15 protein-coding genes and 1 pseudogene are annotated in these 14,673 nt (G+C 63.0%); 5 read left to right on the top strand and 11 right to left on the bottom strand.

Annotated features, from left to right (window positions below):
• The first annotated feature begins 31 nt into the window (after nt 1-31).
• The 3 genes from WJU18_RS17945 to WJU18_RS17935 all read left to right on the top strand — a co-directional run bounded on the left by WJU18_RS17945 (nt 32) and on the right by WJU18_RS17935 (nt 3,143).
• The gene (locus WJU18_RS17945; protein WP_423454441.1) at nt 32-325 is read left to right on the top strand and encodes a YdcH family protein; all 294 of its coding nucleotides are present in this window, start codon (nt 32-34) and stop codon (nt 323-325) included.
• A 223-nt stretch (nt 326-548) separates the two neighbouring features.
• Nucleotides 549-2,447, top strand: a complete 1,899-nt coding sequence (locus WJU18_RS17940) for an amidohydrolase (protein ID WP_423454439.1) — start codon at nt 549-551, stop codon at nt 2,445-2,447.
• A 27-nt stretch (nt 2,448-2,474) separates the two neighbouring features.
• A complete protein-coding gene (locus tag WJU18_RS17935; protein WP_423461031.1) occupies nt 2,475-3,143 on the top strand; it encodes a YoaK family protein in 669 nt (222 codons plus the stop codon).
• A 48-nt stretch (nt 3,144-3,191) separates the two neighbouring features.
• Here the strand turns inward: WJU18_RS17935 and WJU18_RS17930 are convergent, their stop codons facing one another.
• Genes WJU18_RS17930 through WJU18_RS17895 form a run of 8 tightly spaced genes read right to left on the bottom strand, consistent with a single transcriptional unit; the run spans nt 3,192 to nt 10,028 of the window.
• Nucleotides 3,192-3,608, bottom strand: a complete 417-nt coding sequence (locus tag WJU18_RS17930) for a DUF3830 family protein (RefSeq protein ID WP_423454437.1) — start codon at nt 3,606-3,608, stop codon at nt 3,192-3,194.
• 1 nt (nt 3,609) lies between these two features.
• Nucleotides 3,610-4,212, bottom strand: coding sequence for a TIGR00730 family Rossman fold protein (locus WJU18_RS17925; protein ID WP_423454435.1), 603 nt, complete (start codon nt 4,210-4,212; stop codon nt 3,610-3,612).
• A 38-nt stretch (nt 4,213-4,250) separates the two neighbouring features.
• On the bottom strand, nt 4,251-5,033 hold the full coding sequence (locus WJU18_RS17920) for an ABC transporter permease (protein ID WP_423454433.1): 783 nt from the start codon (nt 5,031-5,033) through the stop codon (nt 4,251-4,253).
• On the bottom strand, nt 5,030-5,914 hold the full coding sequence (locus WJU18_RS17915; RefSeq protein ID WP_423454431.1) for an ABC transporter ATP-binding protein: 885 nt from the start codon (nt 5,912-5,914) through the stop codon (nt 5,030-5,032). Before WJU18_RS17915 ends, WJU18_RS17920 begins: the two co-directional genes overlap by 4 nt.
• Nucleotides 5,911-7,407 (bottom strand): allantoinase AllB, encoded by a 1,497-nt coding sequence (gene allB / locus WJU18_RS17910; RefSeq protein ID WP_423454429.1) that lies wholly within the window; start codon nt 7,405-7,407, stop codon nt 5,911-5,913. The genes WJU18_RS17915 and allB overlap by 4 nt, the downstream gene beginning before the upstream one ends.
• A gap of 31 nt (nt 7,408-7,438) precedes the next feature.
• Complete coding sequence (locus tag WJU18_RS17905; RefSeq protein ID WP_423454428.1) at nt 7,439-8,230, bottom strand: SDR family NAD(P)-dependent oxidoreductase; 792 nt, start codon at nt 8,228-8,230, stop codon at nt 7,439-7,441.
• Nucleotides 8,231-8,248: 18 nt separating this feature from the next.
• Nucleotides 8,249-9,286, bottom strand: a complete 1,038-nt coding sequence (locus WJU18_RS17900; protein WP_423454426.1) for an ABC transporter substrate-binding protein — start codon at nt 9,284-9,286, stop codon at nt 8,249-8,251.
• 1 nt (nt 9,287) lies between these two features.
• A complete protein-coding gene (locus WJU18_RS17895) occupies nt 9,288-10,028 on the bottom strand; it encodes a cysteine hydrolase family protein (RefSeq protein WP_423454425.1) in 741 nt (246 codons plus the stop codon).
• A gap of 287 nt (nt 10,029-10,315) precedes the next feature.
• Here WJU18_RS17895 and WJU18_RS17890 point away from each other — a divergent pair, with 287 nt between their 5' ends.
• Nucleotides 10,316-10,696, top strand: a complete 381-nt coding sequence (locus tag WJU18_RS17890; protein WP_423454423.1) for a LysR family transcriptional regulator — start codon at nt 10,316-10,318, stop codon at nt 10,694-10,696.
• Nucleotides 10,594-11,220, top strand: coding sequence for a LysR substrate-binding domain-containing protein (locus WJU18_RS17885; RefSeq protein ID WP_423454422.1), 627 nt, complete (start codon nt 10,594-10,596; stop codon nt 11,218-11,220). Before WJU18_RS17890 ends, WJU18_RS17885 begins: the two co-directional genes overlap by 103 nt.
• Nucleotides 11,221-11,248: 28 nt before the next feature.
• Here WJU18_RS17885 and hisC read toward each other — a convergent pair.
• The 3 genes and pseudogenes from hisC to fabI all read right to left on the bottom strand — a co-directional run bounded on the left by hisC (nt 11,249) and on the right by fabI (nt 14,663).
• Nucleotides 11,249-12,333: pseudogene (hisC, locus tag WJU18_RS17880) on the bottom strand (histidinol-phosphate transaminase).
• A complete protein-coding gene (locus tag WJU18_RS17875) occupies nt 12,323-13,675 on the bottom strand; it encodes a PLP-dependent aminotransferase family protein (protein ID WP_423461030.1) in 1,353 nt (450 codons plus the stop codon). The pseudogene hisC and the gene WJU18_RS17875 overlap by 11 nt, the downstream one beginning before the upstream one ends.
• Nucleotides 13,676-13,847: 172 nt before the next feature.
• Nucleotides 13,848-14,663 carry an enoyl-ACP reductase FabI gene (gene fabI / locus WJU18_RS17870; RefSeq protein WP_423454421.1) on the bottom strand — a complete coding sequence of 272 codons (816 nt, stop codon included), beginning with the start codon at nt 14,661-14,663 and terminating at the stop codon, nt 13,848-13,850.
• Between the last annotated feature and the right edge of the window lie 10 nt (nt 14,664-14,673).

Here is a 14,673-nt window from a genome sequence, read left to right as displayed (position 1 = left end):
GCCGGCAGGAAAGGCTACGCTGGAGACCTGTTTGCAGCCCCGACAGCTCGGATTGGCGCAAACAGGCTCTCACCGTTCGTCACCACTGAAAGGAGAAGCAATGTTTCCTGAGTACCGCGACCTGATCCACAAGCTGAAAATGGAAAATACCCATTTTGCGCGCCTGTTTGAAAAACACCATGCACTCGACCACCAGATCAATCGCATGGCAGATGGTCAGGAACCCGCGACGCAAGAACAGATTGAAGCACTGAAAAAGGAAAAGCTGCACATCAAGGATGAGCTGTACGGTATCTTGAAGAAAGCTAGTCCGCAGGCAGTTTAAGCGCCCGCACCCATGAAACCCGCCACGTAGAACGGCGGGTTTTTTGTTGCCGGGCCGCCCCAAAACAAAAACACCCCCTCGGGGGCAGCGGACCACGCGAAGCGGGGAAGCGTGGGGGCCTTTTTGTTGCATTGGTAGGATCGTCAGGAATGTTGATGGGCGAGCAGGCGATGCTCACGGTTGCAAGCTGCACGCATCTTCTGATCACCAAGGAGCATTTGCCATGTCCCAACCCCATCCGGATGCCATTTTTTTCAATGGCCAAATTACCACGCTGGACCGCCGCAAGCCCGTGGCCAGCGCGGTGGCCATTCAAGACGGCCGTTTTGTGGCCGTGGGTGATGACCACGAAATCCTGGCATTGGCGGGCGGCACCACGCGGCGTGTCGATCTTCGGCGCAGGAGTGTGCTGCCCGGCCTGTTCGACAACCACACCCATGTCGTACGCGGCGGCCTCAATTACAACCTGGAGTTGCGCTGGGACGGCGTGCGCTCGTTGGCTGATGCCCTGGATATGCTCAAGCGCCAGGTGGCCGTGACCCCAGCGCCGCAATGGGTCCGTGTGGTGGGGGGCTTCACTGAGCATCAGTTCGCTGAGAAACGCCTGCCCACGCTGCAGGAAATCAACGCGATCGCACCCGATACGCCCGTGTTTCTGCTGCACCTGTATGACCGTGCGCTGCTCAACGGGGCCGCGCTGCGCGCCGTGGGATACAACAAGGACACGCCAGCCCCGCCCGGTGGCGAGATCGTGCGCGATGCCGCGGGAAACCCCAGTGGCCTATTGCTGGCCAAGCCCAATGCCACCATTCTCTATGCCACGCTGGCCAAGGGCCCCAAGTTGCCACTGGACTACCAGATCAACTCCACGCGCCACTTCATGCGCGAGCTCAACCGCTTGGGTGTAACCGGTGTGATCGACGCGGGCGGCGGCTTCCAGAACTACCCCGAGGATTACGAGGTGATCCAGAAGCTGGCCGACGCCAACCAGATCACGGTGCGCTTGGCCTACAACTTGTTCACGCAAAAACCCCGGCAAGAAAAAGAGGATTTCCTGAACTGGACGGCCTCGGTCAAGTACAAGCAGGGCGACGATTACTTTCGCCACAACGGCGCGGGCGAGATGTTGGTCTACTCGGCGGCTGACTTCGAAGACTTCCGCCAGCCGCGCCCCGACATGCCCCCCAGCATGGAGAGCGACCTGGAGGAGGTGGTGCGCGTGCTGGTACAGAACAAGTGGCCCTGGCGCTTGCATGCCACTTACGACGAAACCATCACGCGCGCGCTTGATGTGTTCGAGAAGGTCCACCGCGACACACCGCTGACCGGGATCCACTGGTTCTTCGACCACGCCGAGACCATCTCCGAGAAATCCCTTGACCGTATCGCCGCGCTGGGCGGCGGGGTGGCCGTGCAGCATCGCATGGCCTATCAGGGCGAGTACTTCATTGAGCGCTACGGTGCACGCGCCGCCGAAGCCACGCCACCCATCAAGCGTATGCTGGAAAAGGGTGTGCATGTCTCGGCCGGCACCGATGCCACGCGCGTGGCATCGTACAACCCCTGGGTGTCGCTGTCGTGGATGATCACCGGCAAGACGCTGGGCGGTACGCAGATGTATCCGCAGCGCAATCTGCTGGACCGTGAAGCCGGCCTGCGCATGTGGACTGAAAACGTGGCTTGGTTCAGCAACGAGGAAGGCCTGCGTGGGCGCATCTCGGTGGGCTACCTGGCAGACTTCATCGTGCCCAGCAAGGATTTCTTCAAGGTGCCCGAAGACGAGATTTTGTTCCTGACCTCGCACCTCACGGTTGTGGGTGGCCGCGTGGTCTACGGAGAAGGCGATTTCGCCGAACTGGACGACAACCCGCTGCCTCCGGCCATGCCTGACTGGTCGCCTGCGCGCAGCTTCAAGGGCTATGGCGCCTGGGGTGAGCCGGAAGGGGCTGGCAGGAACTCGCTGAACCCAGCCCGCTACCGCCACATGACCGCGGGTTGCGGCTGCGGCACCAACTGCGGCCTGCACGGCCACAACCATGCCAACGCCTGGGCGTCCGGCGTGCCCTCTTCAGACCCCAAGAGTTTCTTTGGCGCGCTGGGCTGTTCGTGCTGGATGGCCTGAGAAGGGATTTCTATGGAACAACCACCCATACCCGCCAAGCTGACGGCCTTGCTGGGGTTCAATGCGGGCTATGTCGATACCGCGGGCTTCCTGGCCTTGAACGGTTTGTTTGCAGCCCACGTCACAGGAAACTTCGTCACGCTGGGGGCGTCGTTTGCGCACGGGACGGCAGGAGCGTTGACGAAGCTGTCAGCCCTGCCGGTTTTCTGCCTGGTGGTTCTTCTGTCGCGGCTGGTCAGCGTCCATTTGCATGCGCGCGGGCAGCCGGCCGTGAGTTGGCTGTTGTTGGTCAAGGCGGTGGCTTTGCTGGGGGCCGCCGTGGTCATGCTTGTCAAAGGCCCATTTCCCGATAGCGATACATGGCCGGCATTCACGGCCGGGATGTTGCTGGTTGGCGCGATGGCCATACAAAATGGCGTGCAGCGCATGTATATGGCAAGCGCACCGCCTTCCACCTTGATGACCGGCACCACCACGCAGGTGATGATCGATTTGGCCGACATGTTCAGGGGTGTCACGGGCGAGGAGCGCGATGCCGCGCTGGGCAGATTGCGCAAGATGATTCGCGCGCTTCTGGCATTTGCCATTGGTTGCGCCTTGGCCGCGTTGGCCTACATCGTGGCTGGCATGTGGTGTTTTGCGCTGCCGCCGGTGGTGGCCGCATGGACGTTGGTGATCAGCCGAAAGATGGAGTGATTCCGCTTATTTTTTCGCGGCAACGCAACCATCGTCAGCTGGAGCATCTCAAGTGGCCATGGCCTCAAAGAGCACATCCTGAGCACCTTCCCACAGGACTTTCCGTCCGAGTGTGCCAAGTTGTTCCTTGCCTTCCACGATGGTGAGGAAATGGTTGCCGGCCAGTTGGCCCAGTTTGCTGGAGAAGCTGCAGGCGCCGTAAGCCAGGATGATTTCCGTCTCGCTGTAGCCGCCGGGGTAAAACAGGATGTCGCCTACGGAGGGATGGCTGGTGTGATTCTCGAAGCCCACGCCCAGCTTGAATTCTCCGAGCGGAACCCAGATGCCTTCGCCGCTCCATTTCACGTGGATGAGCTGCTGCCGGAAGGGCAGCATCTTCAGGAATGCGGCCACCGTGTCAGGCGCCTCCGGGTGCGTTTCCGCGACGAACTGCATATCGCCGACGGTCAATCGTACGCGTGCCATATCAATCTTCTTTCTTCTGTGTTTCCGGGGTGGGCGGGGTAATCCATTTGTCCACCGTGGGCGCCTGCCAGTTGGCCAACGCGTCCAGCAACTCCCCAGGTTGGGCCGCAATGACCATCATGTCGCGGTGCTCGGCCTTCATGAAGCCTTCCTGTACCGCATGGGTGAGCATGGCGCGCATGGGGTCGTAGAAACCTCGGACGTTCAGCGCGCCGCAGGCCTTCTTGTGATCGCCGAGCTGGGTCAGCGTGGCGGCCTCGAACAGCTCCTCCAGCGTGCCCAAGCCGCCCGGCAGGGCCACGAAGGCGTCCGAGAGTTCCGCCATGCGCGCCTTGCGCTCGCGCATGTGGCCGACGATTTCGTGCCGGCTCAGGCCGGGGTGCAGATGGCCGCGGCCGTGCAGGCGCTCGGTGATGATGCCGATCACCACGCCGCCGGCTTCCAGTGCCGCATCGGCCAGCACCCCCATCAGGCCCATGTGGGTGCCGCCATAGACCAGCGTGAGCTGGCGCCTGGCGATCTCGCGCCCGAGCGCCGCGGCGGCTTCGCGGTAGGCCGGCGACACGCCTGCGTTGGAGCCGGAGAAAACGGCAATACTTTTCATGGATACATTCCTTGTGTCAGGAGACTTTCGACACGTTCTCAGGCCATGGTCATATCGTTCTTGCGCTGGGTCCAACCGGTCATGCGCGATTCGAAGTACGAGGATACCGAGTAGAGGGCCACACCCAGCACGGCCAGGATGACGAGGCCGGCGAACACCATGGGCACGTCGAAGTTGCCGCTGGCGATCATCATCACGTTGCCGATACCCTTGTTGGCTGCGACGGTCTCAGACAACACCGTACCGACGAAGGACAGGGTGATGGCGATCTTGAGCGACGCGAACAGGTAGGGCAGCGAACGGGGCAGTCCCACGTCGAGCAGGATGTCGCGCTTGCTGGCGCCGAGCACTTTCAAGACGTCTTCCAGTTCGGGCTCGGTGGTGGCCAGGCCGGTGGCGACGTTCACCACCACCGGAAAGATGCTGATGACCGCGGAGGTCAGGATGGCAGGCACCGTGCCCGCGCCGAACCACACCACGAAGATCGGCACCACGGCCACCTTGGGGATGCTGCTGAACCCGACCAGCAGAGGGTAGGCGACGTCGTAGGCCGTTTTGGACGACCCGATCACCATGCCGATCAGCACCCCGGCGGCGACGCCAATGACGAAGCCGGCGAAGGTGGTGTACAGCGTCTGCAGCGTGTGCGGCCACAGCAGCGGCATTTTTTGCCAGAGCACCACGGCGATCTGGCTGGGGCGCGGCAGGATCAGGTCGGAGACACCGAAGCTCAGGCAGCCGATTTCCCAGAGCAGGAAGAAGCCGAGCAGGGCGGTCGCGGACAGCATCCGCTGACGCACCAGGGGAGAAAGCGAGTTCATGCGGCGATCCTTTTGGTGCTCGTTGTGGCTGCGGCGGCCGTCTTGGAGGGCAGATGAACGACAGTGGTGTCGGCTCCGGTGCGGGCTTCGGCGATGCGCATGCGCAACTGCTGCACCAGCGCCGTGAATTCCGGCGCGTAGCTCATCTCGAGCGTGCGCGGCCGGGCGAAGGGCACTGCCCGGTCCTCCAGGATGCGGCCCGGCCGAGAGGTCATCACGCAGATGCGGGTGGCCAGGTAGGCCGACTCGCGCAGATCGTGGGTGACCAGCAGCACGGTTGGCCGCTTTTCCATCCAGAGCTCTTGCATGATGTCCCACAGTTCTTCGCGGGTGAACTGGTCGAGGGCGCCAAAGGGCTCGTCGAGCAACAGCAACTGCGGCTCGTGGATCAGCGCCCGGCACAGGGAAGCGCGTTGCAGCATGCCGCCCGAGAGTTGCCAGGGCCGTTTGTTGCCGAAGCCCTTCAGGCCTACTTTTTCGAGCAGCGCTTCGGCGCGGTCGGCGAACTCGCCCTTTTTCTTGCGGGCGTAATCCTGGCGGAAGGGCTGGACGATCTTCAGAGGGATCATCACGTTCTCCCGGATCGTCAACCAAGGCAGCATGGTCGGGTTCTGGAAAGCCAGGCCAATGCGCAAAGCGGGCGCGATGCCGTGGTCCTTGCCGATGATGCCGATTTCCTTGCCGCCGACGACTACGCCGCCGGAGCTGGGCTCCAGCAGGCCCGCCACCAGCTTCAGGATCGTTGACTTGCCGCAGCCGCTGGGGCCGACAAGCGCGACGAAGTCGCCCTGTTCGATCAACAAATCTGTGTGGTCGAGCGCGATGGTGCCGGCGCCGTAGCGCAGGGTGACGTCCGATAGCTGGATGGCGGGGCGGTTCATGACGCTGCCTCCGTTTCCACGGCTGGCAGCGGATAGCCTGCCGGAAGCGCATGCGGCGCGGTGCCGGCGGGCGTTTCCAGGATGGCGCTGCTGTACAGGTGCGTGTTCCGAGGCTGGGGGGTGGGCATTTTCTGGATGCCCTTGACCGACTTGCCCCAACCCACGGCGTCCGTCACCAACTTGCCATCGCGCATCACGAAACGGCCGCGCAAAAGCGTGTGCAAGGGGTAGCCCTGTACGGCGCGGCCATTCCAGGGGTTGAGTTTGCTGATGCTCTGCAGTTTGCCCTGGCTGAGCACGCCGGAGCGGTTCAGGTCGACGATGGCGATGTCGGCATGGGCGCCTGGCGCGATCACGCCCTTGGTGCCGTAGATGCCCCAGGCTTTGGCCGGCGCGACCGAGCTCCACTTGACATAGTCCATCAGGCTGGCGCGGCCCCGGTTCACTTCGGTCAGCATCAGCGGCATCTGGGTCTCCACGCCCGGGAAGCCGCAGTCGCACTTGAAGATGTCGGCCCGCGTTTGTTCCTCATCTGTGTGCGGCGCATGGTCGGTGGCGATCATGTCGATGGTGCCGTCCATCAGGGCGTCCCACAGCGGCTGGTTGTGCCGCTTCTCGCGAATGGGCGGGTTCACCCGCATGATGCCGCCAAACCGGGTGAAGTCGTCGGTGCTCAGCAGCATGTACTGCGGGCAGGTTTCCACCGTGACGTCCACGCCGCGCAGTTTGGCAGCGCGGATCACGAACAGCGAGTCGGCCGCGCTGTGATGCGCGATATGCACCCGCGCTCCTGCCCACTCGGCCAGCGTCAGCACCCGGCCAATGGCCTCGATTTCGCACACCGAAGGGCGGGCAGCCAGGTGGGCATGAACGTCCATGCGGCCGGCCTCCACCAGGCGCTTCTGGCGGCGAGCCATGATGGATGAGTTTTCGGCATGCACCACGGTGCGAATGCCCAGCGGCGCCAGCTTCTCGAAGCCTTCGAGCAAGGCGCCATCGGTGGGCGAGGGAAGGTTGCCGAAGGTGTTTCCGACGAAAGCCTTGAAGCTGGTGACACCCGCCTCCAGCAGATCCTGCAGGTGATCGATGGTGTCGTCACCCAGCAGGCCATGGATCCCGAAGTCGCAGTAGGACGACTCAGCCGCCTTCAGCTTCAGGTTCAGCGCCTCGATGGTGCCCGTGGGGGGATTGGTGTTGGGCATCTCGAAGACGGTGGTCACGCCGCCGCAGGCCGCTGCGGCCGAGCCCGTGCGCCAGGTCTCCTTGTTGGGGTAGCCCGGATCGCGGAAATGCACGTGGCTGTCGATGGCACCCGGCAGCAGGTACAGGCCGTCGGCGCGCATCTCCTGGCGGGCCGGAGGCATGGTGTCGTCATGGCCTACAGCGACAATGTGTTCGCCCGCAATGGCGACCGAGGCTTCGATGATCTGGTCGGGCGAGACGACCTTCGCGCCCCGGATGACCAGGTCGACTTCTCTGTAGTGGGTAGACATGGCAAGGATCCTGTTCTTTGGGGTCTGGCGATCAGAGGGCAGCCCAGCCGCCGTCCACCGGAAGGTCCACGCCGGTCATCTGGCGGGACACGTCGCTGGCCATGAACAAGCAGGCGTTGGCGACGTCTTCATCCGTGGAAACACGGCGCAGCGCGTAGTCCTCGGCGTGCTTAGCCATGGCTTCTTCGAGGGTGATGCCATGTGTGGCCACCAGGTTGGCGCAAACCTTTTCACGGAAGCGCGGACCGTCGACCATGCCTGGTGCCACGTTGTTCACGTTGATGTTGTGGGGCCCAGCCTCCAGCGCGAAGCTCTTGGTGATGCCGCGCAAGCCCCACTTCGAGGCCGAATAGGCCAGGCGTCCGGCGCGGCCCTTCAGGCCGAAGGTCCCCCCCACGTTGACGACCTTGCCGTAGCGCTGGCCGATCATGGCCGGCATGACCGCCCGGATGGTGTTGAAGCAGCCCGTCATGTTGAGTTGCACGATGTCGTTGAACTCTTCGGCGGTGGTTTCCCACCCTGTCTTCCCGATGGGGCCGGAACCACCGGCGACGTTCACCAGCACATCGATACGACCGAAGGTCTCGAGCGCCGCACTGGCCAAGGCGCCGGTCTGCGCTGGATCGGTCATGTCGCAGGCAACGACCAGGGTTTGCGTGCCGAGGGCGCGGGCTTCGGCCGCGACGGGCTCAATGGCGGCCGTGTCACGTCCGGCCAATACCAGAATGGCGCCTTCGCGGGCGAAGGCCAGGCTCACCGCGCGGCCCATGCCTTTGGCGGGCCCGGTGATGATGGTGACTTTGTTCTTGAGCTTCAGGTCCATGGGATTCTTTCTGCGGATTCAGAGCTTGGAGGGGCGGTCGGCGCGCGCGGGCAGGAAGCTGCGGTCGAACACTTCGCTGACATTCGGGGTGCGGGGCAACTGATCCGACTCGACCACCAGCGCGATGGCGCGCTGCAAGCGGGCATCGTCCACATCGCCGAGGCCGATGCGGGCGATTTCTGGATGGCTCATCTCGGCCTGCAGAGTGGCCATGAGGCGCTCTTTCTCGACGGCGAGATTGAGCAGCGGTTCGCGCTTCATCACGTGGGCCATGGCGGCGTCTGGGTTGGCCACGGTCTCGACGACGGCGCGGTTCAAGGCTTTCAGGAAGCCTTTGACGGCGGCCGGATTCTCCTTGACGAATGCACGCGAGAAGATGATGGCGTTGGAGTACAGGTCCAGGCCGTAGTCGCCGTATTTGATGAAGCGCAGTTGGGTGTCCGGATCGATGCCCGCCAGGCGGGCGCTGAAGCGGATGGTGTTGACGTAGCCGAAGACCGCGTCAACCTGGCCGCGCATCAGCATCTGCTCGCGCAGATTGGGCGCCATGTTGGTCAGGTTGACCTTGCTGGCATCTACCTTGGCCAGCTTGGCGAAGACAGGAAAGAGCTTGAGCGCGCCGTCATTGGCTGGCCCGCCGATGGTCTTGCCTTCCAGGTCCTTCGGGGTTTTGATGGGGCTGTCTTTCTTCACCACGATGGTGAAGGGAGGTGTGTTGTAGAGCATGTCTACGGCCACTGGCGCGGTGCCGGGGCGTTTGGCGGCCAGGCCGATCAAGGCGTTGATGTCGCCGAAGCCGGCGGTGTAGGCACCCGAGGCGACCTTGGTGATAGGCGCTGCCGAGCCTTCCCCCTGGTCGATTTCCACGTCCAGGCCTTCGGCTTTGAAGTAGCCCTTGTCCTGCGCCAGGAAGAACCAGGCCTGAGGGCCCTGGTATTTCCAGTTCAGCACGAACTTGATTTTCGTCTGTGCCATGGCGGTGACGGGCACGGCGGCGAACAGGCTGGCGGCGATCAGGGCGCCGGCAGCGAGCCAGCGGCGGGGTTGCTTGGTCATGTCAATTTCCTCGGGGAGTTTTGGAGCGCTTCGGCCGTGGGGCCTCAGCAAGGGATGTCAGCAGCGCCTCGGCCGTGGCCACGAAGCCGTGAAGCTGCTGAACGATGAAATGGATAGCCCGCGATACATAGGCAGGAGAGCCGCTACTGCAGGCGTCGGACAGCAGAACGCAGTCGTAACCCAGGAAACCGGCGTCCTGCAGCGTCGAGAAGACGCAGCGGTCTGTGTTGACGCCCGTGAACAGCAGTGTGGTGATGCCCTGATGCCGAAGCACCGTATCGAGCTCGTTGTCCCAGAAACCGGAGAGCCGGTGCTTGAAAACGGTGATGTCTGTGGGGTCGATGGCCAGCTCTTCGACCACTTGGGCGCCCCAGCTCTCACGCACCAGTGATGGGCCGTGGTCGAGGGGCGACGTTTCCGCATAACCCACGCCTTCGCTTGAGCGCTTGCCCTTGAACTGGATCGTGGGACTCAGGTTCAGCCTGTCGGCACGGATGCCCCAGTTGAGCCAAACCACTGCACCGCCCGCCTTACGCCAGGCGGGCAAGAGACGTTGCAGTACGGGGATGGGCTTGCGGGTGGCTTTCACGCCCAGCCCCTTTTGCGCGAACCAGCCTTCGGGGTGGCAGAAGTCGTTCTGCATGTCGATGGCGATCACCGCGCTGCGCGCGATGTCGATTTCGACGGGCTGGGGTTGCGCACCAAAGCGGACGGGTTGGGGCTGAATCGGCTTGCGCACCATACTGATGCCGCTTTTGTCCAGCGCCCATGCATTGTGGGCCGCGGGCCCGAAAACGGTGCTTTTCTGTGCGCTCCGGCCGTCTCGTGCACCGGCATCTGTGCACTTTGCACCGAAATGCGGCGCAGCGGCTTTGGAGGGGAGTCTTTCCGGTTCATGACTCGGATCTATGCAAGCCACGTGCCGAAATGCCATGCCAGATCATGCCAAATAGAGTCTGTTGCCATGCCGTTTCGGCACTGCAATACAATGCCCGGATACCGGGGCACCGGTCAGAATCAATGGTGTCTATGAACCATCTCCGCTTTCTGAAGTACGTTGACGAGATCGCCCGCAGTGGCTCCATTGCCAAGGCGGCTGAGCGCTTGCATGTGGCGGCTTCGGCGGTGAACCGGCGGCTGCAGGACATCGAGGAAGAACTCGATACGCCGCTTTTCGAGCGTCTGCCGCGTGGCATGCGCTTGACGGCAGCGGGTGAGCTGTTCATCCGCTATGTCCGCTCCCGCAGCACCGAGCTCGATCAGGTGCTTTCGCAGATTGAAGAGTTGAAGGGTTTGCGAAGGGGAAGGTGCGGCTGGTGGTCAGCCAGGCGGTGGTGGCCACGCTGCTGCCGCAAGCGGTGGCGAGTTTTCGCAAGACCCATCCAGAAGTCGTGTTCGACGTGCATGTAGGAGACCATGTGCACGCGCTGGCCACCTTGCGGGCCTATGAATCCGATCTGGCGCTTGTGTTCAACCTGTCGCCTGAGCCGGATGTGACGCGTTTGGCTGTTTCGGAACAGAAGCTGCTCGCCCTGATGCACCGGACGCACCCGTTGGCGACCCGAAAAGAGGGCCTTCGTCTTCGGGACTGTGCCGAATATCCGGTCGCCTTACCCGATGGCAACACCGCGGGGCGGCAATTGCTGGAGCGTTTCATGGTGCGCAGCTCGTTCAAGCTGAAGCCGCTGATCGAGAGCAACAGCTTTGAGTTTCTGCGCAATTGCCTGCATCACGAGCAGGCGATCTCATTTCAGATCACGGTGGGGGCGATCAGCGACCATGGGGAGTTGGTCGCCAGGGAAATCGAGGATCGCGGGTTTCCGAAAGGCCAATTGGTCTTGGCGAGTCTGGCTGGCCGCAACTTGCCCGTGATCGCGTATGCTTTTGCGGCCCACCTCGAAGCGGCCATGGCCGCCATGAAACACGAGGTTTGACCGGCTGCTCAACTACCGAGGAGCGCCGTCAGAGAAGCGCCGTCAGCGCGGCCACCAATGCATCGCATTGCGCACGGGTTCCGATGCTGATGCGCAGGTACTGGGCGATACGTAGCTGATTGAAATGGCGTACCAGCAAGGCGCGTTCGCGCAGCGCCGCCGCCAACTGGGCCGCATCATGCTGGGGGTGCCGTGCAAACACGAAGTTGGCTTGGGAGGGCAATACTTCGAAGCCCAGCGTCCGCAGTTGCCCGTTCAGCGTTTCCCGGGCCTCGATCACATCGCGGCAGGCCTGGGCGAACCAGGCCTCGTCTTCCAGAGAAGCGATGGCTCCCGCACTGGCAAGGCGATCGATCGGATAGGAGTTGAAGCTGTCCTTCACCCGCGTCAGGCCTTCGATCAGGTGCGCCTGGCCGCAGGCGAAGCCCACGCGCAACCCTGCCAGCGAGCGTGATTTGCTGAGTGTCTGTACCACCAGCAGGTTGGGGTAACGCTGAATCAAGGGCAGGGCAGAGGTGCCGCCAAAATCGACATAGGCTTCGTCCACGAGCACGACGCGGTCCGGGCAGGCGGCCAGCAGGCGTTCGATGGTGGACAGGGGTAGGCCAATGCCTGTGGGGGCGTTCGGGTTGGCCAGCACAATGCCGGCACAGCCCTGCGCGGCACGCGCGATCAGCGCGTCGACGTCGACCTCCAGCGCCTCGGTGACAGGCAACTGCTCGGCTTCGATGTCATAGAGCTGCGTATAAACGCGATAGAAGCTGTAGGTGATGTCCGGAAACAGCAGGGCCTGCCCCGGCTGGCGGAAAAAGCGCAGAAGGCGTGGGCCAGCACTTCGTCCGAACCGTTGCCCGCGAAGACCTGCGCCGGCTGCAGCGCGTGGCGCGTGGCAACGGCTTGGCGTAGCGCCAGCGATTCAGGATCGGGATAGCGTTCAAGTCCGTCGCTGGCCGCCTGCTGGATCGCGGCGATGACGCGCGCGGATGGCGGGTAGGGGTTCTCGTTGGTATTGAGTTTGATCAGCCCTGGGATGCGCGGTTGTTCGCCCGGCACGTAAGGCCGCAGCGCGGCTACGGGAGGGCTCCAGAATTTGGTGGGGGTATCAGCTTGCATGGAGTGCAGTTCTTAGAACTTCAAAAATCCGCTCGTTGCCCGATTGGGCCACATTGAAGCGCAGGAAATTGCTGGCGCTCAATGATTGGCTGAAAGCATTTCCTGGCGCCAGAATCACACCTTCCTTCAGGCAGGCGCGCGCGATGGACGCGGCATCCTTGCCATCCGGCAATTGGCACCAGAGGAACATGCCTGCCTGGGGAACGAGCCAAGGCTTGATGCCGATGGCCTCAAGCCGGGCAATGGTCTTTTTCATCTCGTGCGCCAATCGCAGCCGCACGGTTTCCATATGCTTGCGATAGCCGCTGTCGGTCAGGGCCATCATGACGATATCGGAAGCCAGCCGCCCGCCGCCGAAGGTGGTGGCGATCTTGAGGTCGATCAGGCTCTCGATCCATTGGGGGCGTGCCACGATGTAGCCGCAGCGGAGCGAGGCCGAGATGGTCTTGGAGAAGCTGCCGATGTGGATCACCCTCGCGAGGCCGTCGAGAGCCGCCAACCGGGGGGCGGGGGCCATCTCGAAGTCGGAAAAAATATCGTCCTCGACGATCACCAGATCAGAATGGTCGGCCAGCTTCAGAAGCTTGTGCGCGGTAGCCGGTGAGAGCGCCGCGCCCGTGGGGTTGTGGATACCCGAGTTGGTGATGTAGAGCCGGGGCGCATGCTCCTTCAGGGCTGCGGCAAAGAGATCCACGTCCGGCCCGTTCGGGGTGTAAGGCACTCCGACGGCCTGCACGCGATGCGCCTTGAGCATGGCGTGAAAATTGAAGTAGCACGGGTCGTCCACCAGCACCTTGTCGCCTGGCTCCAGCAGGAAGCGGCAAATCAGGTCGATGGCGTGGGTACCCGATTCGGTGAGCATGATCTGCTCGGGCGCCGCCTGAATGCCGTTTCCGGCCATGCGGCGGGACAGCAACTGCCGCAACCCTGGGTGGCCCAGAGGGGTTGCATATTCGGTTAGTTCGGGTGCGTCCATCCGGGCCAGTGTGCGCAGGGCGCGGCGCATGCCCGTTTCAAACAACCACGAGGGAGGCAACCATCCGCAGCCGGGTTTGAGCGCGGTGGCATCCGTTTCCAGCGATTGGCGTGAGACCCACAGAGGGTCTACCTGCCGGTCAAGCTGAGGGCCGATTTTGGCGAGTGCGAGCGGGGCCACAGGCCCCGCCACATAAAAGCCAGATCCGGGGCGGGAAACTACAACGCCCTCGGCCGCCAGGCGCTCATAGGCTTCCACCACGGTCGAAACCGACAATTGCATGGCCTGGGCCTGCGCCCGCACGGAGGGCAGGCGCGTTCCTGGCAGGTAGGAGCGAGAGGCGATTCTCGATTGAACCTCCGCCATGACCACCTGGATCCGGGTGCCGGTTTGCTTCACTTTTGATGACCGTGCTGGGGAGCATGCAAGACAATTTCTTTGAATTGTATTGGACTCCCGAGAAGCCTTCTTCGTCCCTCTACAGCCTTCTACGGCCTTCTGCCTTTTTATCCGGGGCGGGGAACGCCCCGGAGCGCATTTATGCGCTGGTATCCACGCTGATACCCGCCGTCTGGCTGAACCCGCCATCGACGTAGGTGATCTCGGCAGTCACGCCGCTGGACAGGTCGCTCAGCAGGAAGGCGGCTACGTTGCCGACGTCATCAATGGTCACATTGCGGCGCAGGGGCGCGGTGGTGGCCACGAAGCCCAGCAGCTTGCTGAAATCCTTGATGCCGCTGGCGGCCAGAGTCTTGATCGGCCCGGCGCTGATGCCGTTGACGCGGATCGACCGCCCGTCCGGCGTATGGCCGACGGCCTCGGCCAGGTAGCGCACCGAGGCTTCCAGCGAAGCCTTGGCCAAGCCCATGGTGTTGTAGTTGGGAACCGCGCGCAGCGCACCCAGGTAGCTGAGCGTCAGCAGGGCTGATTTGTCGTTCAGGTAGGGCAGGGCGGCCTTGGCCATGCCGGGGAAGCTGTAGGCGCTGATGTCGTGGGCGATCTTGAAGGCTTCGCGTGAGAGGCCGTCAAGAAAATTCCCCGCGATGGCTTCGCGCGGAGCGAATCCGATGGCGTGCACGAAGCCGTCGAACTTCGGCCAGGTGGCCGAAAGATCCTTGAACATGGCTTCGATCTGCTCGTCGCTGCCCACGTCGCAGTCGAACACCAGCTTCGAGTCGAACTCGGCGGCGAATTCGGTGATGCGGTCCTTGAAGCGCTCGCCGACGTAGCTGAAGGCCAGTTCGGCCCCTTGGTTGTGGCAGGCACGGGCAATGCCGTAGGCGATCGATCGGTTGGACAACACGCCGGTGATCAATAGTCTCTTGCCAGCGAGAAAGCCGGTCTTCTGGCTCATGCGTAAAGGC

Origin of the sequence: Ottowia sp. VDI28 (assembly GCF_049532675.1) — a bacterium.
Lineage (GTDB): Bacteria > Pseudomonadota > Gammaproteobacteria > Burkholderiales > Burkholderiaceae_C > Ottowia.
This window is presented reverse-complemented; position numbering and strand designations above follow the sequence as displayed.